The following is a 21,944-nucleotide window of genomic DNA, read 5'->3' on the forward strand; positions in this document are numbered from 1 at the left end:
CGGGTCGATGACGAAGTGACCGAATGTGACTTTCCGTGAGCTGAAACGCGTCCGTGTCGCGTCGACCGCGTGGCGCGCCCTCACCCGACCGGGGCAGCGGAAACGTGCGAAACGCCGCAAACCGTCACAAGGTGGGTGGAGTGTCCCGCATTCCCGATCCGGAGGTCCACGTGAGGGGTCAGCAGCCACCCGGGGGAGTGGACCGCTCGCGGCTCCGCGCCGGCGCGGCGGCCCTCACCTCGTTCGCCGCCCTGGCCGCCACCGGGCTCGTCGCCGGCCCCGCCGTCGGCGCTCCCTCGGCGAGCCCCTGCGCCCTGCCCCGTACCGCGGCCCATCACTCGCTCGGCCTCGACACCTGGAACAGGTCGTATCCACGCCCCGACCGCACCCTCGACGCGGTCATGATCTTCCTGTCGTTCCCGGACTCCGAGCCGCTCACCGATCCGGCCGAACTCGCCGCCGACCACTTCCCCGCCACCAGCGAGTACTTCACCCGCGCCTCCTACGGGCGCTTCAGTCTGCGTCCGCACCCCCAGAGTGTCTGGACCCCGATGCCGAAGGAGTCGAGCGCGTACGACATACAGCGCGACTGGGACGCCGGACAGCGCGCCGCCTATCTCCGGGACGCGATCGCCGCCTCCGACGCCGACGTCGACTTCTCCAAGTACGACATCGTCTACCTGGTCGCCGACCCGGACGCGCCCGGCGTGGACTCCGACGCGACCAAGGTCGTCAACCTCGAGAAGCCGATGGAGGTCGACGGCACCGAGATCAAGCGGGTCGTCACCGTCTTCGAGCGGCATCCGCCCGACCGGAACGTGCTGGCCCACGAGACCGGGCACGTCTTCGACCTGCCCGACCTCTACCACCGTCCGGCGGACGGCAAGGGCGACTGGGACACCCATGTGGGTGACTGGGACGTCATGGGCAGCCAGTTCGGCCTCTCCCCGGACCTCTTCGGCTGGCACAAGTGGAAGCTCGGCTGGCTCTCGCTCGCCCAGATCGCCTGTGTCCAGGGGACGGGCCCCCGGATGGTGAGCCTGGAACCGACCGACGCCCAGCCCACGCCAGGCGCCAGCCTGGGGACCCGGCTCGCCGTGGTCCGTACGGGTCCCGACAGCGTCCTCGCGGTCGAGGCCCGGGGCAGCGCCGGGAACAACGCCGAGACCTGCACCGAGGGGGTCCTCGTCTACCGGGTCCGGGGCACCGCGGCCTCCGGCGACGGTCCCGTCGAGGTCGTCGACGCGCACCCGCGCACCGAGGCCTGCTGGGACCGCTCCGTCTACCCGCCGCTCGCGGACGCCCCGCTGGAGGAGGGCGAGACGCTCACCGTGCCCGGGACGGGTGTACGGGTGGAGGTCACGGAACGCACCGGGGCGGGCGCCTGGACGGTCAGGATCACCCCGCCCGCCGTCGACTGAGCGGCCGGGACCGGTGAGCACACCGGGAACACGAAGAAGCCCCTCGCTTCCGCGAGGGGCTTCTTCTGTCTGTGCGCCGCCAGGGACTCGAACCCCGGACCCGCTGATTAAGAGTCAGCTGCTCTAACCAACTGAGCTAGCGGCGCCTGCTGACGTCGTAGACATTAGCACCCGGATCGGCGGGAGGAAAAATCGATACCCGCACGTCGGCGGCGGAAGCGGCCCGGACGGCCCGCACGCAGGCCCAGAGCACGACCTCGGGGCCGGGCAGCCAGGGGTTCCGGGTGTCGGGCGCCACCAGCCAGCGGGGCCCGGCGGGGCCGGACGGCACCAGGGGCGGCACGGTCACCGCGTCCCCGATCCCGTGACAGAGCGGCCGTGGGACCGCCTCCCCCCACTCCTCCCAGTCGAGCAGGGCCGGCAGCCGCTGGGCCGTGCCCGGCGCGGCGAACAGCATCATCCGGCCCCGGTGCACCGCGACGGGCCCCGAACCCGGGCCCTCCTCCCACAGCCGGTCCAGCATGCGGCGCCCGAAGACCGGGTCCACGTTGACGACGTCGAAGGCGGCCCCGCAGGGCAGTGCCGCCGGGGAGTCCGGCCGGGACTCCCAGCGGGTGAGCGCGGCCTCCCGGTTCCCGGTGGCGGAGGCGAGCCAGGAGGCACCGTCGGCGGTCACCCGGGCGGTCTGGTGACGCCCCTCGTCGCCCTCCCGGAGGAACCGGAAGATGTCGTGCTGCGTCTCGTCGCGCGTCCACGTCGTCATGCGTCCAGGTCTACCGGCTGTCACGGAGTGGTCGCCGAGAGTTCACGGAATTCCGGACAGAGCGGGAGGGTGAGGAGTAACCTGCGCCCCCGGTATATGCCACGGGTGGTTTTCGGCCATGTGTGCCGAAGCCCTCCGGGCGGACCTCCGGGCGGACCGGGGGTGCCTGGACGACGAAGCCCTCCGGGTGGCTCCGGGGTCACCCGAACGACGGAGCCCCCCGGGCGGCCCGGGGGCGCCTGGGGGGCCCGGGGGCGCCTGGGGGGCCCGGGGGCGCCTGGAGGGGTCCGGGGGGGTCGGCGGGAGTGGCTCGGTCCTCCGCCGGAACGGCTCAGTCCTCCGTCGGCATGCCGTTCGTCCTGATCAGGTCGCGGCCGAACTCGATCATCTTCCGGGCGTAGTCCTCGGTCCACTCCGCCCGCTCGGCGACGTCCGCCGGCGTCAGGCGGTCGAACCGACGGGGATCCGCCAGCTGTGCCGCCGCGATCGCCTGGAACTCGGTCGCCCGGTCCGTCGCCGCGCGGAAGGCCAGCGTCAGCTCCGTCGCGCGGGACAGCAGTTCCCGCGGATCCTCTATCGACTCCAGGTCGAAGAAGTGCTCCGGGTCGGCGGTCGCCTCGGCAGGCTCGAAGACCAGCGGTGCCGGCCTGAGCCGCCGCTGTCCGCTCCGCTCCGCGGGTTCCGCCATCGTCGCTCTCCTCTTCACGCTCATGTTCACGCTGTACGTACCGGCGCGTCGCGCACCGGCTCCTCGCACACGGGCGGCCCGGAACCCCGGGCCGTCTTCCATTGTCCCGCGCCCCGCAAGAGGGCGTCGGGGGGCGGGGCGTGGTCAGTCGTCGAGGCCGCGCAGGAGCAGCCGCAGGCCGCCGAAGAACTCCTGGTCGGGGCCGACCTGGCCGGCCGTCCGCGCGGTCTGCGTCAGATGGGGGAACCGGTCCTCGGGCAGCGCGGCGATGGCCGAGGTGCCGGCTCCGGCCAGCGGCCCGAGGTGTTCGAGCTGGATGGCCCCGGTGACGTACCCGTGGAGCGCGCGCAGGGCGACGACCCGCCGTGCGCCGTCGATGCCGGCCTCGGTCAGGATGCCGAGCACGGTCTCCGACCAGAGCAGGCCGCCGGGTGCGCGGTGCCGGTGGGTGAGGGTCAGTTGCACGGCCTCGGGATGGCGGACGACGGCGTCGCGCAGTCGTCGGACCATGGTCTCGATCCGGTCCCGCCAGGGCGCGTCCGCGGCGGGCGGGGTGGTGTCGAGGTCGCCGAGGACGCGGTCGACCACGAGACCCTCCAGCTCCTCGCGGTCGGCGACGTAGCGGTAGAGCCCCATGGGGCTCATGCCGAGTTCCTTGGCGACGGTGCGCATCGAGAGGGCGGCGAGTCCGTCGCGGTCGATGACGGCGAGGGCGGCGGCGGCCAGCCGGTCGGGGGTGAGGGAGCGGGGGCGTGGCATGACGGTTGACAGCGTACGTCCTACGCCTACGCTGTTAGGAGTACGCCGTACGCCTACGAGGACGGTGCCCATGCGCATGCCCCAGACAGCCTCTTCAGCGACCACGCCCACGACGTCCACCGGTACCCGGCCCCGCACCCGGCCGGCCCCCGGCGACCTCGTGCCGAGCCGCGCCCTCACTCCGGTGACCGGCCCCGCGCTGACCCTCCCCGACCCCGCACGGACCACTCATGTGCAGTTCCGGCGCTTCGCGGGCTGCCCCGTCTGCAACCTCCATCTGCGCTCGGTGGCCCAGCGCCACGACGAGATCGAGCGGGCCGGGATCCGGGAGGTCGTGTTCTTCCACTCGCCCGCCGAGGAGCTCCGCGAGCACGTGGCCCACCTGCCGTTCGCCGTCGTCGCGGACCCCGACAAGGTGCTGTACGCCGAGTTCGGCGTGGAGTCCCACCGCCGCGCCCTGCTCGACCCGCGCGGCTGGCCCGCGATCGCCGGGGGCGTGCTCCGTGATGCCTGGGAGCTGCTCCGGGGCAGGGGCCGGCTGCCGGCCGGCACCCAGCCGGGCGGTCGCCTGGGGCTCCCCGCCGACTTCCTGATCACCCCCGACGGCCGGGTCGCCGCCGTGAAGTACGGGGAGCACGTCTACGACCAGTGGTCGGTCGACGAACTCCTCGCCCTGGCGGCGGAACCGGCCCCGTAGAGCTCGGGGAGTCCCCGTGGAGCCGGGGGAGTCCCCGTAGGGCTCAGGGCGTCCAGGCGACCCGGTGCTCCTCCAGGTGGGAGAGGACCGCGTGGTTCGCCTCCCAGCCGTCCGGGAACGACACGGCGACGCCCAGCTGGACCGGCTCGGTCGACGGGTGCGCGTCGAGCAGGTCCGTGACCCCCGACCGGCAGACCACGATGCACGCGTGCCGGTGCCGGGACGCGAGGACGCACAGCCGGCCCGTCTCCAGGTGGAAGGCCGTCGCGTCGGGGCGCCCGGACAGCGGATGGAGGACGACGGTCACGTCGTACTCCCGCCCCTGGAGCCGGTTCGCGGTGTCCACCGTCACGCCCGAGACGCCCAGTTCGGCGAGGGCCGCCCGGACCGCCGCCGCCTGGTCGCGGTGCGCGGTGCCGACCGCGACCCGGTCCGGCGTCAGCGGCACGGGGTTCTCCGCGCGCTCCGAGACCGCGGCGCCGCCCCGGTCGAGGAGCCGGCGCACCACGAGGGCGACCGCGCCGACCGCCTCCGGGTCGGTGCGGGGGGTGTGCCGGGCGGGGAGTTCGAGCAGGCCCCAGCCCGACTGCGCCGCCTCGTCGAGGACCCGGTCGGGGCCCGAACCGTCCGATGCGACCGAGAAGGAGAGCTTCCGGTCCCCGTGCCCGGTGCCGCTGCGGAACGGCGTGAACGGGTAGAACGCGTCCGAGACCAGCGGCGCCGCCGAGGCGGGCAGCCGCCAGGACACCGGCAGCCGGTGCTGCGGCAGCTCCGGGTTGTGCGCGAGCAGGGTGGAGACCGCGCTCGCCGACGGGTCGTACGAGAGCCCCGCCCACTGCTCGGCGCCCACCACCGAGAAGGGGTCCAACTGCCCCGGGTCGCCCACGAACAGCGCCCGCTCGAAGAGCCCCGCCACGGCGAGCAGCGCGTCCGAGCGCATCTGGTACGCCTCGTCGACGATCGCGTGCGCCCACGGCTCGACGTTCTTCACGTGAGCCCACTTGGCGGCCGTGGAGAGGACGACCGGCAGCCCGGTCAGCTCCCCGGCCTTCGCCGACTTCCGTACGTTCTCCAGGTCGTCGAGCGCCTTGTCGTACGGGTCGCTGTCGTTCGAGTGCAGCCGGCCGACCTCCAGGTCGGGCTCCTTCTCGGCGAGCCGCAGGACCAGGTCGTCCACCTGCGCGTTCGTCTGGGCCACCACCATCAGGGGGCGCCCGGCCGCGGCCAGTTCGAGCGCGGCGCGCACCACGAGCGTCGACTTCCCCGCGCCCGGCGGGGAGTCCACCACGACACCGCGCGCGGTGCCGTGCAGGGTGGCCGCGAGGATGTCGGCCGTCGCCTTGCCCGCGGCGGCCGAGGGGTCGAAGGGCGCCGCGTCGTCGACGGGCGGGGTCGACAGGTCGAACACGGTCACAGCACGTCCTCCGTGGTCACGGCGTCGGGGAGTTCCACCACGTCGGTCCGGGGCGGACCGCCGTGCGTCCAGGGCGTCTCCTCCGCCTCCGGCAACTGCGGCCCGACCCGCTGGTCGTGCTCGAACAGCGTCCAGGCGATCCGCTCGCCCTTCTCCGGCACCGAGCCCTCCGCGGGCTCCTTCGAGCGGCCCATCCTGTCGAGGAGGCGCAGCAGCAGCGACCCGTCCTCCTCGTACCGCACGAACTCCGCCGACTGCGGCTTCCCGCCGAGCGAGCGGAACACCTTCACCTTCTCGCCCAGGTGCGGCCGGTCCTCGGTGCGGACCGTGAGCAGCGGGCGCGGAGCGGGCCGCTTGGACTCCGTCCACGCCATCGTCACCTCGACCACCTCGGCCGTGAACGCCTCGCCCGACAGCCGCCGTCCGGCGAGCACCAGTGGATCGTCGAGGGCCTCCTGCGCCTCCAGTTGGCCCTGCGCCTGCTCGCGTGCGGCGAGCTTCCGGGCCGCCGTCACGGCGTCGTCCCGGCGCGGCTGCGGCGGCTCACCGGCGATGACCCGGTCCCGGTGGGCGGTGAAGGACCAGCGGTCGCGGGTCCAGCGGTCCTCGACCCTGACCCCCTCCGGCAGCTCCCGCAGCAGGCCGATCGCCTGCCAGACCGCGTCCCAGGCCGGCTTCATCTGCGAGGCCACCAGCCGGCGCAGCTCCCGCTCGGCCCGGTGCAGTTCGCCGAGTCCGCGCTCGGCCGCCTCGCCGTCCTCGGCGGCGCCGACGGCCTGCCGGGCGCGGTCGTACCGTTCGATCGCCGGAGCGAGGAGCCGGTTGTCGAAGGCGGGATCGGTGGCGGGACCGGCGGGCGGGCACAGCAACTGCCCCTCGGAGTCCCGCCCGGTCTCGGCCCGCAGCGCCGCCTCGGCGCCCGGCTCCCCGTCGGACGGATCGATCCAGGCGAGCAGCGCGCCCAGGTGCTGGTCCTCCAGGGAGGACTGGCCGGTCGCCCAGTGCCGGTTGAGGAGATCGGTCGCCGACAGCAGCAGCGAGGAACCGGGCACCCGGGCCCGGTCGCCGAAGTGCGTCAGCCAGCGCCCCAGCAGCGGCACGCGCGGCGGCGCGGGGAACGGCGTCTCCGGGTCCTGCTCGGCGGTCCGCCGGAACCGCGTCGACCGCCCGAGCAGCCGTACGTACTCGACGCCGGCCCGGCTCGGCACGATCAGCTGCGGCGCGTCCGCGCACAGTTCGACCTCGACCTTCACCTTCTTGCCGGTCTCGGGGTCGACCTCGCTCTTCTCCGCCGCCTCGACGGCCTCCGCGAAGGAGTCGATGTACGGCAGGACCTCCTCCGCCAGGTCGGCGAGGAACGCGAACCGCAGGTCCCGGTCCCGGGGCTGGGCCACCACCAGGAGCCGCGGCTCCTCCGGGTCGGTGCCGACGAGCGCGCCCAGCGGGGCGCCCGCCTCACCGGCCGTGGTCAGCGGCACGAGGACGAGCGGCCGCTCGGAGACCCGGCGGTGCCGGACGGTCGCGAGGGGCTGCGCGCGCCCGGACTCGACGGCCTCCATACGGGCGAGGGTGGAGATCAGCGACATGCCCGCGCCCCCGACTCCGCCAGTGCTTCCTCGCGCAGCGCCCGCGCCCTGCGCAGGGCCGCCACCGCCGGATCCGCCGGGTCGCCCTCCTCGCCCCGCGCCGCCGCGAGGACCGCGCCGACCGTCGTGAGGCCGCCCAGCTCACCCCGTACCGAACGGCCCAGGGTCTCCACCGCGTCCGCCTGCCGGGCCCGCGACCGGCAGTGGAAGGCCAGCTCGCAGGCGGCCAGGCACTCCGGCGCGTACTGATGGGGCACGCACTCCACGGACGCCGTCAGCTCCTCGGCCGAACGCTCCGCCACGTCGAAGCTGACGCCCTCCGGCAGCGCCGCCGCGATCTCGTCGATCCGGGTCAGCCGGTCCAGCTGGCGCCGGGTGACCGCCCGCTGCTTGCGCACGTCGACGACCGAGGCCGTCGGCAGGTTGGAGAAGTCCTTCGGGCACACGAGCAGCACCGACCGGGCGACGCGGGCGCCCTCGGTCACCGCCGCCACCCGTTCGAGCGCGAGCACGTACACGGCGGCCTGCCGGGCCGCCGCGCCCACCTTCGACGCGTCCGCCGCGCCGTCGACCATCGGGAAGGACTTGATCTCCACGACCGTCCACCCGCCGTCGGGCCCGACCACCACCGCGTCCGGCTCCAGGTACACCGGCGAACCGGCCACCTCCAGGGCGAGCAGCGGATGGTCGAGCAGCGTCCAGGTCCCCGCCGCGGTCGCCTCCCGCAGGGCGAGCGCGGTGCGCGCCACCCGTCCCTCGGGTCCGGCGGCGGCCAGCTCGGGCACGGACACCGTCCCCGGCTCCTCGACTCCGATCAGGCGCAGCAGCTCGCGGCCGCCGTCCGCCTTGACCTTCGCCTCGAAGGAGTTGCCCCGGACGATCGCGAACTGGGACTGCCCGAAGGGGGCGGGGGAGCCGAGCTTCGCGGCCAGCGCGGACTTGTCGACCCCCGCGCCGTCGAGCAGGGCCCGGCGCCGGCAGCCGGGGTTGGCGGCCAGTGCCGCGAGGGCCCGCGCGTCCAGCGGACGCGGCGGAGTGGCCGGTCCGCGCAGCTCAGCGAGCCGCTGTCGACGTGTCGTCTGCGGAGGTCGGGACAGACCGCTGTCCGGGGATGCGCTCACCCGTGGAAGTCTCGCATCCGGCACTGACAACCGGGGGCGCTTCCGCCGTCCCGCGCAGCCGCCGGGCGAGCCGCAGCGCGTGCGGGGTGAGGAGCAGACCGGCGCCCATCACGGCCGCGCCGGCCACCGCGTCGAGCAGATAGTGGTTGGCCGTCCCCATCACGACCAGCGTCGTGACCAGCGGATAGACCACTCCGAGCGCCTTCGTGACCGGTGTCCGCCCGTACCGCCAGAGCATCACCCCGCACCACAGCGCCCAGCCGACGTGCAGGCTGGGCATGGCCGCGTACTGGTTCGTGAGACCGCCCAGCCCGCGCGGCGCGCTGGCCTCGCCGCCCCACCAGCCGTACGCGCTGAAGTGCGCCATCGTGTCGGTGAAGCCGTACACCGGGTCGAGCAGCCGGGGCGGGCAGGTGGGCAGCAGGGTGAAGCCGACCAGGCCGAGCAGGGTGGAGACCATCAGCCAGGTGCGGGCGGCCCGGTAGTGGGCGGGGCGGCGGCGGAAGAGCCAGACCAGGATCGCCGGGGTGACGAGGTAGTGCAGCGAGGCGTACGCGAAGTCGGCAGGGACGCCGAGCGCGGGGACGTCCGTGAACAGCCGGTTCAGCGGGTGCTCGGCGTCGATCCCGAAGAGCCGTTCCACGCGGAGGATCGCAAGCCCGTGCTCGACGGCCGAGGCCTCGTCGCCACGGACGAGCAGCCGCCCGCCCGAATAGGCCGCGTACACGACCGCGATCAGCGCCAACTCGGCCCACCAGCGTGGCTTGCGCATACGAAAAGGTCCCCCCAACCGGTGATCGCCCCGGGGGAGGGGACGCCGGAGGCCGCCCGCGGGTTGCCCGGAGGCCACCCCGAATCCACGTGGGCGATGATGGACGGAGGCACGTCCGCACCGTGAACTCCTGGAGATCCTTCCCATGGCACCGCGCATCCTGCTCGCCCGGCACGGCCAGACCGAGTGGTCACTTCTCGGCCGGCACACCGGCAGGACCGACATCCCGCTGCTCGACGAGGGGCGGCGCGGCGCGAAGCTCCTCGGTGAGCGGCTCCACCGCGGCCCCTGGCAGGGGCTGCCCGGGGTGGAGGTGCGCACCAGCCCCCTGGTCCGCGCGAGCGAGACCTGCGGGATCGCCGGTTTCGGCGAGCGGGTGGAGCCCTGGGACGCGCTGATGGAGTGGGACTACGGGGCGTACGAGGGGCTGACCCCGGCGCAGATCCAGGAGATCCGGCCGGGCTGGTTCATCTGGCGCGACGGAGTGCCGGACGGAGAGACCCTGGCGCAGCTGTCGGACCGCGCCGACGAGATCGTGAACCGGGTCCGCTCGGCCGACCGTGACGTCCTGGTCTTCGCCCACGGCCACATCCTGCGGTCGATCGGCGCCCGCTGGCTCGGCGAGGACGTCTCCTTCGCCTCCCGCATCCGCCTCGACCCGACGAGCCTGTCCGTCCTGGGCTGGGCGTACGGCGCCCCGGCGATCGAGCGCTGGAACGACACCGGGCACCTGGAGTAGGCGGCACCGGGCACCGGGAGCAGCGGCTCCCGGCCGCCGGTCAGTACGCGGCCAGGACCTGGCGGGTGTCCGAGAGCATGCCGCGGATCCGGGCCGACGCGATGCCCTCCAGGGAGTCCACCACCCGCTTCGCCTCCGCCGCGGCCTCGTCCGGGCGGCCCGCGTGGGCCAGGTTCTTGGCGAGATGGGCGCGGTAGAGCGCCAGGTTCCGCGCGAAGTGCGGGTTCTGCAGGACCGTGGCCCGGTGGGAGTGCCGGGCCGCCCGGCCCCAGTCGCCCAGGGCCGACCAGCACTGGGCCTCCAGCGCCTCCCGCTCCGGCTCCCCGAAGAACGACATCCACTCGGGGTCGTCGTCCGTCGCGCCCCGGTCGAAGAAGCCGTGGGCGCGGCCGAGGGCCTGCTCACAGGCCGACCGGTCGCCGAGCCCCGCCCACGCGGCCGCCTCCCGCAGCGAGAGCAGCGAGAGCAGCCGGGCCGAGTCCAGCGGCTGCGCGGCCCGCAGGCCCGCCTGCGCGGCCCGCACCGCCTCGCGGAACCGGCCGGTGTCCCGGGCGAGGAAGGACGTGTTGCAGAAGGCGTGCGCCTCCAGGGCCGCGTTCCCCGACACGCGGGCGGTGGCGAGGGCCTCGGCGTAGTGCGAGCGGGCGTCGTCGTGCCGGCCCGAGTCGTGGGCCAGCCAGCCCACCGAGAGGGAGAGCTCACCCGCGCCCGCGTGCAGCCGGTCCTCGGTGGAGCGGCGGGTCATGGTGCCCGTGTCGAGCAGCGCGTACGCGGCCCGGAGCGGGTGGGCGGCGACCTTGTAGAGCCCGTCGGCGCCGTGCCGGTCGTCGAGCAGGCGGATCTGCCGTACGGCGTCCTCGACGGCCCGCACCTCGGCGTCGCCGATCCGGTGGGTGCCGCGGGGGGCCGGGATCGCGACGGCGGGGCCGCCGAGTCCCAGCGAGGCGGCCGCCAGGGTGGCGGAGCCGCTCGTCATGAATGCGCGACGCAGCACGTCGCTCTCCTCATCGTTCCGGGTCGGGAGTGCCGCGGGAGCCGGTGCCCCGGCCGCGACCGGCTGTCGCCGGCCGCGCACCGTCTCCCGCGCGGAGAAGCCCAGGTCGGAGAGACCCAGACCGGGGAACATGTGCAGGAAGACCCGCTCGTACGCGTAGTTGGGGCAACGGATCTCGCCCGCTTCCACGCGCCCGATGTAGCGGGCGTCGCACGCGACCTGTTCGCCGATCTCCCGCGCCGCCCGGCGGACCGCCGCGGCGAACTCCGCCGGCGAATGCTGTCCGCGGAGCCGGCGGAAGGCGAGATTGGGAACTGCCCGTGACATCGCCATGGCCGAGCCCTCTCCTGTGCTGCCGGGTGGTCCGGCGGCAAGAACGTACCTGCTGTGACCGGATGCGTACGCAGAGTTTGGCTACAAATCGGATATCTCGCCTGTGATCTGCCATGAACTGCCATCCTTTGCGGCGGCATGGCGCCGTAGCCGTTGACGCGCACGGGCGTTGAACCGTAAGGGAGAGACGGAACGTGTCTCCTCAGGAGCGAGGAGGGGTCCCATGTCGGAGATCGGTTCCCAGTCGGCCACGCGCCAGGCGCCCGCCCCGGACGCCCCCGCGTCCCGGCCCACCCCCCAGGACCGCAGTCAGGTTCCGGCAGCCGTCCAGCAGTCCGCCGAGCCCTGGGACCTGGTGACCGTGCCGGTCCGGCAGGGTCTCGAGGCCGTCGACATCCTGCGGCGCGGCGCCGTCCCCGCCGTCGGCCCCGTCGTCCACGACGGCACCTGCGACACCCTCGGCTTCCTCGTCCCGCCCGGCACGGCCGCCGCCTGGGACATGCCCGGCAGCGCGTGCACCCGGACCTCGGGCCGCGGCCTGCGCCTCCCCGAGCTGCCGGAACTGCCCGAACCCGCCGGGGACGCGCCCCGACCCGCCGGATGGCTGCTGCCCCCCGGCGACACCGACCCGGTCACCGACCCCGTCGTCCTGCGCGAGGCGCTCGGCGAGGCCGCCCGGCTCATCGAGGCGGCGGACGGCTGTCACTGACGGCGGCCGCGGAGGGGTCCCCTCGACGCGGTCCCGGGGCCGTCGGGCGGGGCCGGGGCGAATGACCCGATAATGGGCCCGTGGCCAGGAACAAGCAGCGCGACCGGGCGGCGTCCGCCGCCTCCGTCGTCGAGACCGTCGACGGCGGGCTCGCCGAACTCATACCCGACCGGGAGCGCCCCCGCGCCTGGACCCTGCTCATCGACGGCGCCCCGCAGTCCCACGTGGACCTCGACGACCCGGCCCGTCTCACCTTCGAGTACCAGCGGCGCCTCGGCCACATCGCCGACCTCGTCGCCCCGCCGAACCGGCCGCTGCAGGTCGTCCACCTCGGCGGCGGCGCCTTCACCCTCGCCCGGTACGTCGCCGCGACCCGGCCCCGCTCCACGCAGCAGATCGTGGAGCTCGACGGGCTCCTCGTGCAGCTCGTCCGCCGGGAGCTGCCGCTCGACGCCGGGGCCCGGATCCGGGTCCGCTCCACCGACGCCCGCGCCGGGCTCGCCAAGGTCCAGGACGGCTGGGCCGACCTCGTCATCGCCGATGTGTTCAGCGGGGCCCGCACCCCGGCGCATCTGACCAGCACGGAGTTCCTCGCAGAGGTACGGCGGGTGCTGCGGCCCGGCGGCTTCTACGCCGCGAACCTGGCCGACGGCCCGCCGCTGACCCATCTCCGCGGCCAGATCGCCACCGCCGCGGCCGTCTTCCCCGAGCTGGCGCTGGCCGCCGACCCGACGGTGCTGCGCGGCCGCCGCTTCGGCAACGCGGTGCTGCTCGCCGCCGACCGGGAACTGCCGGTGGCCGAACTGACCCGCCGGGTCGCCACCGACCCGCACCCGGGCCGGGTCGAACACGGGCGGGAACTCGCCGACTTCGCGGGGGGAGCGGTGCCGGTCACCGACGCGAGCGCCAAGCCCTCACCCGTACCGCCCGCGTCCGTCTTCCGCTGACGGGCCGACCGCCCGGGGCGTCGCGTCACACCGTGCGGTCGTCGATCTCCACGCGGGGCGCGGTGTCGTGCCAGACGCAGAAGACGGACAGTTCACGGCCGTTCGCCGTGAACGTGACCCGGATCCAGGTCGTCTGCTTCCACACCTGCATCTGCCAGCCGGAGGCGGGGATCGCGGAGACCAGTTCGGCCGAGTGCTCGCCCAGGTCGAAGGTGACCCTGCCGCCGTCCACCGTGTAGGTCTTCACGTTCGAGTCGGCGGGCGGCGTGGTGACGGGCGGCGCCTGCGTCGTCGGCCGCGCCGTCCGCGCGGGGGTGGTGGCCGGGGCGGCCGGGCTCGAACGCTCACCGCTCGGCGTCGGCTTGCTCGTGACGGCCGCGGTGGGCTCGGCGGTCTCGGGCCGGCGGGTCGAGGAGGTCACCGGATCGCTGCCGGCCGCGTCCGTCTCACCGGCGCTGCCGGCCGGGAGGGGCAGCGCGCGCGGGGGGTCGTACACCGTCCCGGACATGACCGTGTGCACCCCCCACCAGGAGAGCGTGACCGCCGCGCCGGTGGCGAGCGACCAGGCCAGGGCGTGAACGAGTCCTCTTCGCATCCGGGCCATACTGCACCACACCGTTCACGCCCTCACCGCAGGGTGCTCCTTGCCTCACATTCCCCCGAATGGCGTACGGTGCCGCCCATGGCAAGTGTGCTCGTGGTCGAGGACGACCAGTTCGTGCGCTCCGCCCTCATCCGCCGGCTCTCCGAGGCCTCCCACACGGTACGGAGCGTCGGTACGGCTCTGGAGGCGTTGCGCGAGGTCGCCCATTTCAGGTTCGACGTGGTCATCCTGGACCTCGGACTGCCCGATCTGGACGGGTCGGAGGCGCTCAAGATGCTGCGCGGGATCACCGACGTACCCGTGATCATCGCGACCGCCCGTGACGACGAGGCGGAGATCGTACGGCTCCTCCACGCCGGGGCCGACGACTACCTCGTCAAGCCCTTCTCGGTCGACCACCTCTCGGCCAGGATGGCCGCCGTCCTGCGCCGGGCCCGGTCCGCCGCGGGCGAGGCACCGCCGCCGCGGGTGATCCAGGTCGGCGGGCTCACCGTCGACCCGCTGCGCCGACAGGCGGAACTCGACGGGGCGCCCCTGGACCTGACCCGGCGCGAGTTCGACCTGCTCGCCTTCCTCGCCGGCCGGCCCGGGGTGGTCGTCCCGCGCAAGGAACTGCTCGCCGAGGTCTGGCAGCAGTCGTACGGGGACGACCAGACCATCGACGTACACCTGTCGTGGCTACGGCGGAAACTGGGCGAGACGGCCGCCCGGCCCCGCTACCTGCACACCCTGCGCGGCGTCGGCGTGAAGCTGGAACCGCCACGGGAGCCGCAGCCGTGAGATGGGCGCTCGTCAAGGTGTCGCTCGCCGTCACCGCCATGGTCGTCGTCGCCTTCGCCGTACCCCTCGGGCTCGTCGTCAAGGAGATGGCCCGCGACCGGGCGTTCTCCAACGCCGAACGGCGGGCCGCCGGCCTCGCCCCCGTGCTCGCCATCACCACCGACCGCGACGAGCTCGACAAGGCCGTCGCCACCACCGAGGACGGGGCCGCCGGGCGGCTCGCCGTCCACGTGCCGGCCGCCGAACCCGGCGACGCGGGCCTGGAGATCGGCACCCGGCGGGCCGGTGAGGAGGAGCTGGCCGCCACCCGCCGGCTCGGCCGGGCGTCCATCGCCGAGGTGCCGGGCGGCTTCGCGCTGCTCCAGCCCACCGCGCTCAGCAGCGGCAAGGTCGCCATCGTCGAACTCTTCGTCCCCGAGGGCGAGGTGTCCAACGGCGTCGCCACCGCCTGGCTGGTCCTCGCCGGGGTCGGCATCGCCCTGATCGTCGGCTCCGTCGCCGTCGCCGACCGGCTCGGCGTCCGGATGGTCCAGCCCGCGCAGCGGCTCGCGGGCGCCGCCCACGACCTCGGCGAGGGCAGGCTCGGCGCACGCGTCCCCGAGGAGGGCCCGCCCGAACTCAAGTCGGCCGCCGTCGCGTTCAACTCGATGGCCGACCAGGTCGTCCAGCTCCTCGCCAACGAGCGGGAACTGGCAGCGGACCTCTCCCACAGGCTCCGCACCCCGCTCACCGTGCTCCGGCTCAACGCGGCCTCGCTGGGCTCGGGTCCGGCCGCCGAGCAGACCCGCGCGGCCGTCGAGCAGCTGGAGCGCGAGGTCGACACCATCATCCGGACCGCAAGGGACGCGAAGCCGCAGACCCAGGCGACCGGTCCCGGCGCGGGCTGCGACGCCGCCGAAGTGGTCCGCGAACGCATGGAGTTCTGGTCGGCGCTCGCCGAGGACGAGGGCCGTCGCGTCCGCGTCGCGGGCGTCGAGCGACCGGTCCGCATCCCGGTCGCGCGACCCGAACTCGTCGCCGCCCTCGACGCGTTGCTCGGCAACGTCTTCCGGCACACCCCCGAGGGAACGGCCTTCTCGATCGACGTCCACAACGGCGAGGACGCCGTCATCGTCCTCGTCTCCGACGCGGGCCCCGGCATCGCCGACCCGGCCGCCGCACTCGCCCGGGGCAACAGCGGGGCCAGGGACGGCTCCACGGGCCTCGGCCTGGACATCGTGCGGCGGATGGCGGAGACCACCGGCGGCGACGTCCGCATCGGGCACTCGGTGCTCGGCGGTACCGAGGTCCGGATCTGGATCGGCCTCGACGGGCGCCGCACGGGCGGCGCGACCGGCCGCCGCGGTCACCGCCCGGCCCGCCGCCGGCGCGGGGGCGGCGGCACCCGCCGGGCCGCCGAGAACTGACCGGCATCGGTCCGGCCCCAACCTTTCCTGGTTCCGATGCCTTCCTTAAGCGGAGCCTAAGGATCCCCAGCCGTGTCCCCGGACGCCGGATTGTCCGTTTCGCAGTCGCTAGCTTGCTGCCGCACCCCTTCCCCACCCCCCAGCACGCAGAGGCAGGCACGCGATGGGCACCAGTTCGCACCGGCGCAGGGCGAGCACCAGGACCAAGGTCGTCGGCGCGGTCGTCGCCGCCGCGGTCGTCGGCGGCGCCGCGTTCGCGCTCACCGGTACGGCCCAGGCCGCCGCGGTCGGCGCCGCGTACACCAGGACCAGCTCCTGGACCGGCGGCTACACCGGCCAGTACGTCGTCACCAACGAGACCTCCGCCGCCCAGTCCGACTGGACCCTCGAGTTCGACCTGCCGGCCGGCACGACCATCAGCTCCCTCTGGAACGGCGAGCACACCGTCTCCGGCAGCCACGTCACCGTGAAGCCCGCCGACTGGAACAGGCAGCTCGCCCCCGGCCGGTCCGTCACCGTCGGCTTCGTCACCTCGGCCGCCGGACAGGCCGGCGACCCGGCCAACTGCCGGATCAACAAGGCGGCCTGCTCCGCCGGAGGCGCCGCCCCCACCCCCAGCGGCCGCCCCACCACGACCGCCCCCACCCCCACGGCGACGCCGAAGCCCACCGCCACGGCCACCACGACCCCGAGGCCGACCGCCACCGCCACCACCACGGCGCCCCCGAAGCCCACGGCCACCCCCACCCCCACCCCGACGCCCACGGCGACCGCGACCGGCGGGCCCGTCACCGCCGCCAGGTACGCCCCGTACGTCGACACCTCGCTCTACCCGGCGTACGACCTCCTCGCGACCGCCGACGCCACCGGCGTGAAGGAGTTCAACCTCGCCTTCATCACCTCGGGCGGCTCCTGCGCCCCGCTGTGGGGCGGGGTCACCGACCTGGCGAACGACAAGGTCGCCGCCCAGATAGGCGCCCTGCGCGCCAAGGGCGGCGACGTCCGGGTCTCCTTCGGCGGCGCCGCCGGGCACGAACTGGCCCTGAACTGCTCCTCGTCCTCGGCGCTGGCCGCCGCGTACGGCAAGGTCGTCGACCAGTACAAGCTCACGAAGGTCGACTTCGACGTCGAGGGCGCGGCCCTGCCCGACACCGCCGCCAACACCCGCCGCTCGCAGGCCATCGCCCAGCTCCAGAAGTCCCACCCCGGCCTGAACGTCTCCTTCACCCTGCCGGTCATGCCCGAGGGCCTGACCCAGCCGGGCGTCGACCTGCTCGCCGACGCCAAGCGCAACGGCGTCCGCGTCGACGCCGTCAACATCATGGCGATGGACTACGGGCCGGCCTACAGCGCCGACATGGGCACGTACGCCGTCCAGGCCGCGACCGCGACCCAGGCGCAGATCAAGGGGGTCCTCGGGCTCTCCGACGCGGCCGCCTGGAAGGCCGTCGCCGTCACCCCGATGATCGGCGTCAACGACGTCGTGAGCGAGATCTTCAAGGTCGACGACGCCACCCAGCTCGTCGACTTCGCGAAGTCCAAGGGCATCGGCTGGCTCTCGATGTGGTCCTCGACCCGGGACAAGCAGTGCCCCGACGGCGCCGTGAACCGCGCCGACGCCACCTGCTCCTCGATCCTCCAGCAGCCGCTGGCCTTCACGAAGGCCTTCGCCGCCTACAAGTAGGCGCCCCGCACACCACTGCGCCCCCCACACCGCGCGCCCCGGCCTGAGACACCCCACCCCCCCTCGGCCGGGGCGCGCACTCCTGTGTCCGCCGCCCGGCTGTCGGGCGAGTCCCTCCGCCCGGCCCCGCGGACCCCGCCGCCCCGCGCCCCGTCGAACGTCTTCGACGATTCCCGGACCTTGACCGTGTTCTGACACCGCCTCAATAGTGGGAGCGCTCCCATTCAATCTTCGACGGGATCCCCCATGCGCAGCACACGCCATCTCCTCGCGGGGCTCGCCCTCACCGCGGGCCTCCTCACGGGAGCGGTGCCGGCCACCGCCGCCCCCACCTCCGCCGAGCCCGCCGCCCCCTCCACTGCCGCGGCGGCCTCCTCCTCCTACACCTGGAAGAACGTGCGCGTCGACGGCGGCGGCTTCGTCCCCGGCATCGTCTTCAACCGGACCGAGAAGAACCTCGTCTACGCCCGCACCGACATCGGCGGCGCCTACCGCTGGAACCAGGCCACCACCTCCTGGACCCCGCTCCTCGACTCCGTCGGCTGGGACCACTGGGGTCACACCGGCGTCGTCGGACTCGCCTCCGACAGCGTCGACCCCGACCGGGTGTACGCCGCCGTCGGCACGTACACGAACGACTGGGACCCCGGCAACGGCGCCGTCCTGCGCTCCGCCGACCGGGGCGCCACCTGGCAGCGCGCCGACCTGCCCTTCAAGCTCGGCGGCAACATGCCCGGCCGCGGCATGGGCGAGCGCCTCGCCGTCGACCCGCACAGGAACAGCGTCCTCTACCTCGGCACCCCCAGCGGCAACGGCCTCTGGCGCTCCACCGACTCCGGCGTCACCTGGTCGAAGGTCACCTCCTTCACCAACCCCGGCAACCACCAGCAGGACCCGACCGACACCAGCGGCTACAACTCCGACGAGCAGGGCATCGTCTGGGTCACCTTCGACGAGTCCACCGGTACGGCGGGCAGCGCGACGAGCACGATCTACGTCGGCGTCGGCGACAAGCAGAACGCCGTCTACCGCTCCACCGACGCCGGCGCCACCTGGACCCGGCTCCCCGGCCAGCCCACCGGGTACCTCGCCCACAAGGGCGTCCTCGACGCCGGGAACGGCTACCTCTACCTCGCGTACAGCGACACCGCCGGCCCGTACGACGGCTCCAAGGGCCAGGTCTGGCGGTACGCCACGGCCACCGGCACCTGGACGGACATCAGCCCCGTCGCCGAGTCCGACACCTACTACGGCTTCAGCGGTCTCACCGTCGACCGGCAGCACCCCGGCACCGTGATGGTCTCCGGCTACAGCTCCTGGTACCCCGACACCCAGATCTTCCGCTCCACCGACAGCGGCGGCAGCTGGACCAGGGCCTGGGACTACACCTCGTACCCGAACCGGTCCGACCGCTACACGATGGACGTCTCCTCCGTGCCCTGGCTGACCTGGGGCGCCGCCCCGGCCCCGCCCGAGCAGACCCCGAAACTCGGCTGGATGACCGAGGCGCTGGAGATCGATCCCTTCGACTCGAACCGCATGATGTACGGCACGGGCGCCACCGTGTACGGCACCCAGGACCTCGGCAAGTGGGACACCGGCACGCCCTTCACGATCCGGCCGATGGTCAAGGGCCTGGAGGAGACCGCCGTCCTCGACCTGGCCTCGCCGCCCTCCGGCGCCCCGCTGATCAGCGCCCTCGGCGACATCGGCGGCTTCCGGCACACGGACCTCACCAAGGTCCCGTCGATGATGTTCACCGGCCCCGACTTCACCTCGACCACCAGCGTCGACTTCGCCGAGACCAAGCCCGACACCGTCGTCCGCGCCGGGCACCTCGACGGCGGCCCGCGCGTCGCCTTCTCCGCCGACAACGGGGCCAACTGGCGCGCCGGACAGGAGCCCTCGGGCGTCACCGGCGGCGGCACGGTCGCGGCGGGCGCCGACGGCGGCCGCTTCGTCTGGAGCCCGGCCGGTACCGGCGTCCACACCGGCACCGGCGGCGCGTGGACCGCATCGACCGGCATCCCGGCCGGCGCGACCGTCGAGTCCGACCGCGTCGACCCGCTCACCTTCTACGGCTTCGCGTCCGGCACCTTCTACGCCAGCACGGACGGCGGCGCGAGCTTCACCGCCCGCGCCACCGGCCTCCCCGCCAAGGGCGAGGTCCGCTTCAAGGCCGTCCCCGGCAGGAAGGGCGACATCTGGCTCTCCGGCGGCGCTCCCGACGCCGGCTACGGCCTCTGGCACTCCACCGACGGCGGCGCCACCTTCACCCGGGTCTCCGGCGTCGAACAGGCCGACACCGTCGGCTTCGGCAAGGCCGCCCCGGGAGCCGCGTACCCCACCCTCTTCAGCAGCGCGAAGATCGGCGGCGTACGCGGCATCTTCCGCTCCACCGACGCGGGCGCGAGCTGGGTCCGCGTCAACGACGACGCCCACCAGTGGGGCTGGACCGGCGGCGCGATCACCGGCGACCCGCGTGTCTACGGCCGGGTGTACGTCTCCACCAACGGCCGCGGCATCATCTACGGCGACACGAGTGAGACCGGCGGCGGCGACGGCGGCGGCACCGACCCGGGCACACCCCCGGCCGGCGGCGCCTGCAAGGTCGCGTACAAGGTGACCAACCAGTGGCAGGGCGGCTTCCAGGCCGACGTCACCCTCACCAACACCTCCACCACCGCCTGGACCGGCTGGAAGCTCGGCTGGGACTACCCGGCCGGCCAGCGCGTCGGCCAGATGTGGAACGCCACCCCCGTCCAGACAGGCACCGCCGTCACCGCCCAGAACGCCGGCTGGAACGGCGCCGTCGCCGCCGGCGCCTCCGCCTCCTTCGGCTTCACCGGCACCTGGACCGGCACCAACCCCGTACCGCCGGCCTTCACCCTCGGAGGGACGACGTGCTCCGTCGCCTGATCACCGGCGCGGCCCTGCTCGCCGCCGTCCTCACCAGCACCACCGCCGGCCCCGCCTCCGCCGCCGACACCCCGCTGCGGGACCTCGCCGAGGCCCGCGGCGTCTACCTCGGCAGCGCCGTCACCGCCGGGAAGCTCACCGGCGGCTACGCGGACGTCGCCGGGGCCCAGTTCGGCTCCCTCACCCCCGGCAACGAGATGAAGTGGGACTCCGTGGAGCCCACCCAGGGCACGTACGACTGGGCCGGCGCGGACCGTGTCGTCGCCTTCGCCGAGGCCCATGGCCAGCAGGTGCGCGGCCACACCCTCGTCTGGCACAGCCAGCTCCCCGGCTGGCTCACCGGCGGCACCTGGACCGCCGACCGGCTCCGTACCCTCATGACCGACCACATCACCGCGGAGGCCGGCCGCTACAAGGGCCGGATCGACCACTGGGACGTCGTCAACGAACCCCTGGACGAGGACGGGACCCTGCGCCCCTCCCTCTGGGGCGCGGCCCTCGGCGAGTCGTACATCGCGGACGCCTTCCGCGCGGCCCGCGCCGCCGACCCGGCCGCGAAGCTCTATCTCAACGACTACTCGACCGACGCCGTCGGCGCGAAGAGCGACGGCATGTACGCCCTGGTGAAGCGGCTCCTGGCGCAGGGCGTCCCGGTCGACGGGGTCGGCTTCCAGGCCCATCTCGTCCTCGGCCAGGTGCCCGCCTCCCTGGAGGCCAACCTGCGCCGCTTCGCCGAACTCGGCGTGGACGTGGCGATCACCGAACTCGACATCAGGATGACCCTGCCGGCCACGGCCGAGAAGCTCGCCCGGCAGAGGGCGGACTACGCCTCCGTCCTGCGCGCCTGCCTCGCCGTCACCCGCTGCGCGGGCGTCACCGTCTGGGGCTTCACCGACTCCGACTCCTGGATCCCGGACTTCTTCCCGGGCCAGGGAGCGGCGACGCCGTACGACGAGAACCTCGGGGCCAAGCCCGCGTACGCGGGGATCGCCGAGACCCTCGCCCCGGTGACCCCGCCGACCCCCGGTGTGTGCTCCGTCACATACGCCGTCACCAGTCAGTGGACGGGCGGCTTCACGGCCCAGGTCACCCTCCGGAACACGGGTACGGCCCCGCTGAACGGCTGGACCGTCCGCTGGACACAGCCCGCCGGCCAACGGGTCACCCAGGCGTGGAACGCGACGGTGACCCAGGCCGCGGCGGAGGTGACGGCCACCCACCTCGCGTACAACGCGACGCTTCCCCCGGCCGGCTCGACCGCCTTCGGCTTCAACGGCACGTGGACCGGGGCCAACCCGCCCCCGACGGACCTCACCTGCACACCGGGAACGTAGCCGGGGAATGACGCAGGCCCCGGTTCAGATGAACCGGGGCCTGCATCGACAGGGTGAGTAACGGGACTCGAACCCGCGACATCCTGGACCACAACCAGGTGCTCTACCGTCTGAGCTATACCCACCATGACCGGCGGTTTCCCGAAGGTTTCCCTGACCGGCCGAGAAGAAGTCTACAGGGTCCTGGGGGGTGGGGGGGGGGGGGGGGGGGGGGGGGGGGGGGGGGGGGGGGGGGGGGGGGGGGGGGGGGGGGGGGGGGGGGGGGTTGGGGGTG

The 21,944-nt window shown here is 74.0% G+C and carries 19 protein-coding genes and 2 tRNA genes; 10 read left to right on the plus strand and 11 right to left on the minus strand.

Going from position 1 to position 21,944, the window contains the following annotated elements:
- Nucleotides 1-140 precede the first annotated feature (140 nt).
- Nucleotides 141-1,421 carry a M6 family metalloprotease domain-containing protein gene (locus ACZ4XX_RS06975; RefSeq protein ID WP_468506894.1) on the plus strand — a complete coding sequence of 427 codons (1,281 nt, stop codon included), beginning with the start codon at nt 141-143 and terminating at the stop codon, nt 1,419-1,421.
- Nucleotides 1,422-1,493: 72 nt separating this feature from the next.
- Here the strand turns inward: ACZ4XX_RS06975 and ACZ4XX_RS06980 are convergent.
- From ACZ4XX_RS06980 to ACZ4XX_RS06995, 4 genes are all read right to left on the minus strand, one after another.
- Nucleotides 1,494-1,567, minus strand: a tRNA-Lys gene (locus ACZ4XX_RS06980).
- Entirely contained in the window at nt 1,558-2,184 is a 627-nt protein-coding gene (locus ACZ4XX_RS06985) for a bifunctional DNA primase/polymerase (protein ID WP_468506895.1), read from the minus strand. The genes ACZ4XX_RS06980 and ACZ4XX_RS06985 overlap by 10 nt, the downstream gene beginning before the upstream one ends.
- 331 nt (nt 2,185-2,515) lie before the next feature.
- Nucleotides 2,516-2,872 (minus strand): hypothetical protein, encoded by a 357-nt coding sequence (locus tag ACZ4XX_RS06990; protein WP_468506896.1) that lies wholly within the window; start codon nt 2,870-2,872, stop codon nt 2,516-2,518.
- Between the two features lie 144 nt (nt 2,873-3,016).
- Nucleotides 3,017-3,631, minus strand: a complete 615-nt coding sequence (locus tag ACZ4XX_RS06995; RefSeq protein ID WP_468506897.1) for a TetR/AcrR family transcriptional regulator — start codon at nt 3,629-3,631, stop codon at nt 3,017-3,019.
- A gap of 70 nt (nt 3,632-3,701) precedes the next feature.
- Between ACZ4XX_RS06995 and ACZ4XX_RS07000 the strand changes: the two genes are divergently transcribed.
- Nucleotides 3,702-4,328 (plus strand): peroxiredoxin-like family protein, encoded by a 627-nt coding sequence (locus tag ACZ4XX_RS07000; RefSeq protein WP_468506898.1) that lies wholly within the window; start codon nt 3,702-3,704, stop codon nt 4,326-4,328.
- Nucleotides 4,329-4,371: 43 nt separating this feature from the next.
- Here the strand turns inward: ACZ4XX_RS07000 and ACZ4XX_RS07005 are convergent, their stop codons facing one another.
- From ACZ4XX_RS07005 to ACZ4XX_RS07020, 4 genes are read right to left on the minus strand one after another with little or no spacing between them, the layout of a single operon-like run.
- Nucleotides 4,372-5,742 carry a DEAD/DEAH box helicase family protein gene (locus ACZ4XX_RS07005; protein WP_468506899.1) on the minus strand — a complete coding sequence of 457 codons (1,371 nt, stop codon included), beginning with the start codon at nt 5,740-5,742 and terminating at the stop codon, nt 4,372-4,374.
- Nucleotides 5,739-7,328: a hypothetical protein gene (locus ACZ4XX_RS07010; RefSeq protein ID WP_468506900.1), complete on the minus strand. Its 1,590-nt coding sequence runs from the start codon at nt 7,326-7,328 to the stop codon at nt 5,739-5,741. The genes ACZ4XX_RS07005 and ACZ4XX_RS07010 overlap by 4 nt, the downstream gene beginning before the upstream one ends.
- Nucleotides 7,319-8,449, minus strand: coding sequence for a hypothetical protein (locus tag ACZ4XX_RS07015; RefSeq protein WP_468506901.1), 1,131 nt, complete (start codon nt 8,447-8,449; stop codon nt 7,319-7,321). The genes ACZ4XX_RS07010 and ACZ4XX_RS07015 overlap by 10 nt, the downstream gene beginning before the upstream one ends.
- Nucleotides 8,382-9,221 carry a phosphatase PAP2 family protein gene (locus ACZ4XX_RS07020; protein ID WP_468506902.1) on the minus strand — a complete coding sequence of 280 codons (840 nt, stop codon included), beginning with the start codon at nt 9,219-9,221 and terminating at the stop codon, nt 8,382-8,384. The genes ACZ4XX_RS07015 and ACZ4XX_RS07020 overlap by 68 nt, the downstream gene beginning before the upstream one ends.
- 145 nt (nt 9,222-9,366) lie before the next feature.
- Here ACZ4XX_RS07020 and ACZ4XX_RS07025 point away from each other — a divergent pair, with 145 nt between their 5' ends.
- A complete protein-coding gene (locus ACZ4XX_RS07025) occupies nt 9,367-9,960 on the plus strand; it encodes a histidine phosphatase family protein (protein ID WP_468506903.1) in 594 nt (197 codons plus the stop codon).
- 40 nt (nt 9,961-10,000) lie between these two features.
- On the opposite strand, the gene ACZ4XX_RS07030 is transcribed toward ACZ4XX_RS07025, so the two are convergent.
- Nucleotides 10,001-11,287, minus strand: coding sequence for a tetratricopeptide repeat protein (locus tag ACZ4XX_RS07030; protein WP_468506904.1), 1,287 nt, complete (start codon nt 11,285-11,287; stop codon nt 10,001-10,003).
- A 223-nt stretch (nt 11,288-11,510) separates the two neighbouring features.
- Between ACZ4XX_RS07030 and ACZ4XX_RS07035 the strand changes: the two genes are divergently transcribed.
- Nucleotides 11,511-11,996 carry a hypothetical protein gene (locus ACZ4XX_RS07035; protein ID WP_468506905.1) on the plus strand — a complete coding sequence of 162 codons (486 nt, stop codon included), beginning with the start codon at nt 11,511-11,513 and terminating at the stop codon, nt 11,994-11,996.
- 80 nt (nt 11,997-12,076) lie between these two features.
- The gene (locus tag ACZ4XX_RS07040) at nt 12,077-12,943 is read left to right on the plus strand and encodes a spermidine synthase (RefSeq protein ID WP_468506906.1); all 867 of its coding nucleotides are present in this window, start codon (nt 12,077-12,079) and stop codon (nt 12,941-12,943) included.
- Between the two features lie 25 nt (nt 12,944-12,968).
- On the opposite strand, the gene ACZ4XX_RS07045 is transcribed toward ACZ4XX_RS07040, so the two are convergent.
- The gene (locus ACZ4XX_RS07045; RefSeq protein ID WP_468506907.1) at nt 12,969-13,547 is read right to left on the minus strand and encodes a hypothetical protein; all 579 of its coding nucleotides are present in this window, start codon (nt 13,545-13,547) and stop codon (nt 12,969-12,971) included.
- 78 nt (nt 13,548-13,625) lie between these two features.
- Here ACZ4XX_RS07045 and ACZ4XX_RS07050 point away from each other — a divergent pair, with 78 nt between their 5' ends.
- The 5 genes from ACZ4XX_RS07050 to ACZ4XX_RS07070 all read left to right on the plus strand — a co-directional run bounded on the left by ACZ4XX_RS07050 (nt 13,626) and on the right by ACZ4XX_RS07070 (nt 21,670).
- Nucleotides 13,626-14,327, plus strand: a complete 702-nt coding sequence (locus ACZ4XX_RS07050; protein ID WP_329279058.1) for a response regulator transcription factor — start codon at nt 13,626-13,628, stop codon at nt 14,325-14,327.
- Nucleotides 14,324-15,733 carry a sensor histidine kinase gene (locus tag ACZ4XX_RS07055; RefSeq protein WP_468506908.1) on the plus strand — a complete coding sequence of 470 codons (1,410 nt, stop codon included), beginning with the start codon at nt 14,324-14,326 and terminating at the stop codon, nt 15,731-15,733. Before ACZ4XX_RS07050 ends, ACZ4XX_RS07055 begins: the two co-directional genes overlap by 4 nt.
- Before the next feature lie 163 nt (nt 15,734-15,896).
- Nucleotides 15,897-17,417 carry a glycoside hydrolase family 18 protein gene (locus ACZ4XX_RS07060; protein WP_468506909.1) on the plus strand — a complete coding sequence of 507 codons (1,521 nt, stop codon included), beginning with the start codon at nt 15,897-15,899 and terminating at the stop codon, nt 17,415-17,417.
- A 246-nt stretch (nt 17,418-17,663) separates the two neighbouring features.
- The gene (locus ACZ4XX_RS07065; protein WP_468506910.1) at nt 17,664-20,336 is read left to right on the plus strand and encodes a cellulose binding domain-containing protein; all 2,673 of its coding nucleotides are present in this window, start codon (nt 17,664-17,666) and stop codon (nt 20,334-20,336) included.
- On the plus strand, nt 20,321-21,670 hold the full coding sequence (locus tag ACZ4XX_RS07070; RefSeq protein WP_468506911.1) for a glycoside hydrolase family 10 protein: 1,350 nt from the start codon (nt 20,321-20,323) through the stop codon (nt 21,668-21,670). Before ACZ4XX_RS07065 ends, ACZ4XX_RS07070 begins: the two co-directional genes overlap by 16 nt.
- Before the next feature lie 52 nt (nt 21,671-21,722).
- Here the strand turns inward: ACZ4XX_RS07070 and ACZ4XX_RS07075 are convergent.
- Nucleotides 21,723-21,795: transfer RNA gene (locus ACZ4XX_RS07075), tRNA-His, on the minus strand.
- Nucleotides 21,796-21,944: the final 149 nt, after the last annotated feature.

This window comes from Streptomyces sp. NPDC029956, from assembly GCF_055574655.1.

Excerpts from the sequence above, each read along its gene's own strand:
- ACZ4XX_RS06985 (WP_468506895.1), bottom strand. The coding sequence starts at position 2,184 with ATGACGACGTGGACGCGCGACGAGACGCAGCACGACATCTTCCGGTTC.
- ACZ4XX_RS06990 (WP_468506896.1), bottom strand. The coding sequence starts at position 2,872 with ATGGCGGAACCCGCGGAGCGGAGCGGACAGCGGCGGCTCAGGCCGGCA.
- ACZ4XX_RS06995 (WP_468506897.1), bottom strand. The coding sequence starts at position 3,631 with ATGCCACGCCCCCGCTCCCTCACCCCCGACCGGCTGGCCGCCGCCGCC.
- ACZ4XX_RS07000 (WP_468506898.1), top strand. The coding sequence starts at position 3,702 with ATGCGCATGCCCCAGACAGCCTCTTCAGCGACCACGCCCACGACGTCC.
- ACZ4XX_RS07010 (WP_468506900.1), bottom strand. The coding sequence starts at position 7,328 with ATGTCGCTGATCTCCACCCTCGCCCGTATGGAGGCCGTCGAGTCCGGG.
- ACZ4XX_RS07020 (WP_468506902.1), bottom strand. The coding sequence starts at position 9,221 with ATGCGCAAGCCACGCTGGTGGGCCGAGTTGGCGCTGATCGCGGTCGTG.
- ACZ4XX_RS07025 (WP_468506903.1), top strand. The coding sequence starts at position 9,367 with ATGGCACCGCGCATCCTGCTCGCCCGGCACGGCCAGACCGAGTGGTCA.
- ACZ4XX_RS07030 (WP_468506904.1), bottom strand. The coding sequence starts at position 11,287 with ATGGCGATGTCACGGGCAGTTCCCAATCTCGCCTTCCGCCGGCTCCGC.
- ACZ4XX_RS07035 (WP_468506905.1), top strand. The coding sequence starts at position 11,511 with ATGTCGGAGATCGGTTCCCAGTCGGCCACGCGCCAGGCGCCCGCCCCG.
- ACZ4XX_RS07045 (WP_468506907.1), bottom strand. The coding sequence starts at position 13,547 with ATGGCCCGGATGCGAAGAGGACTCGTTCACGCCCTGGCCTGGTCGCTC.
- ACZ4XX_RS07050 (WP_329279058.1), top strand. The coding sequence starts at position 13,626 with ATGGCAAGTGTGCTCGTGGTCGAGGACGACCAGTTCGTGCGCTCCGCC.
- ACZ4XX_RS07060 (WP_468506909.1), top strand. The coding sequence starts at position 15,897 with ATGGGCACCAGTTCGCACCGGCGCAGGGCGAGCACCAGGACCAAGGTC.
- ACZ4XX_RS07065 (WP_468506910.1), top strand. The coding sequence starts at position 17,664 with ATGCGCAGCACACGCCATCTCCTCGCGGGGCTCGCCCTCACCGCGGGC.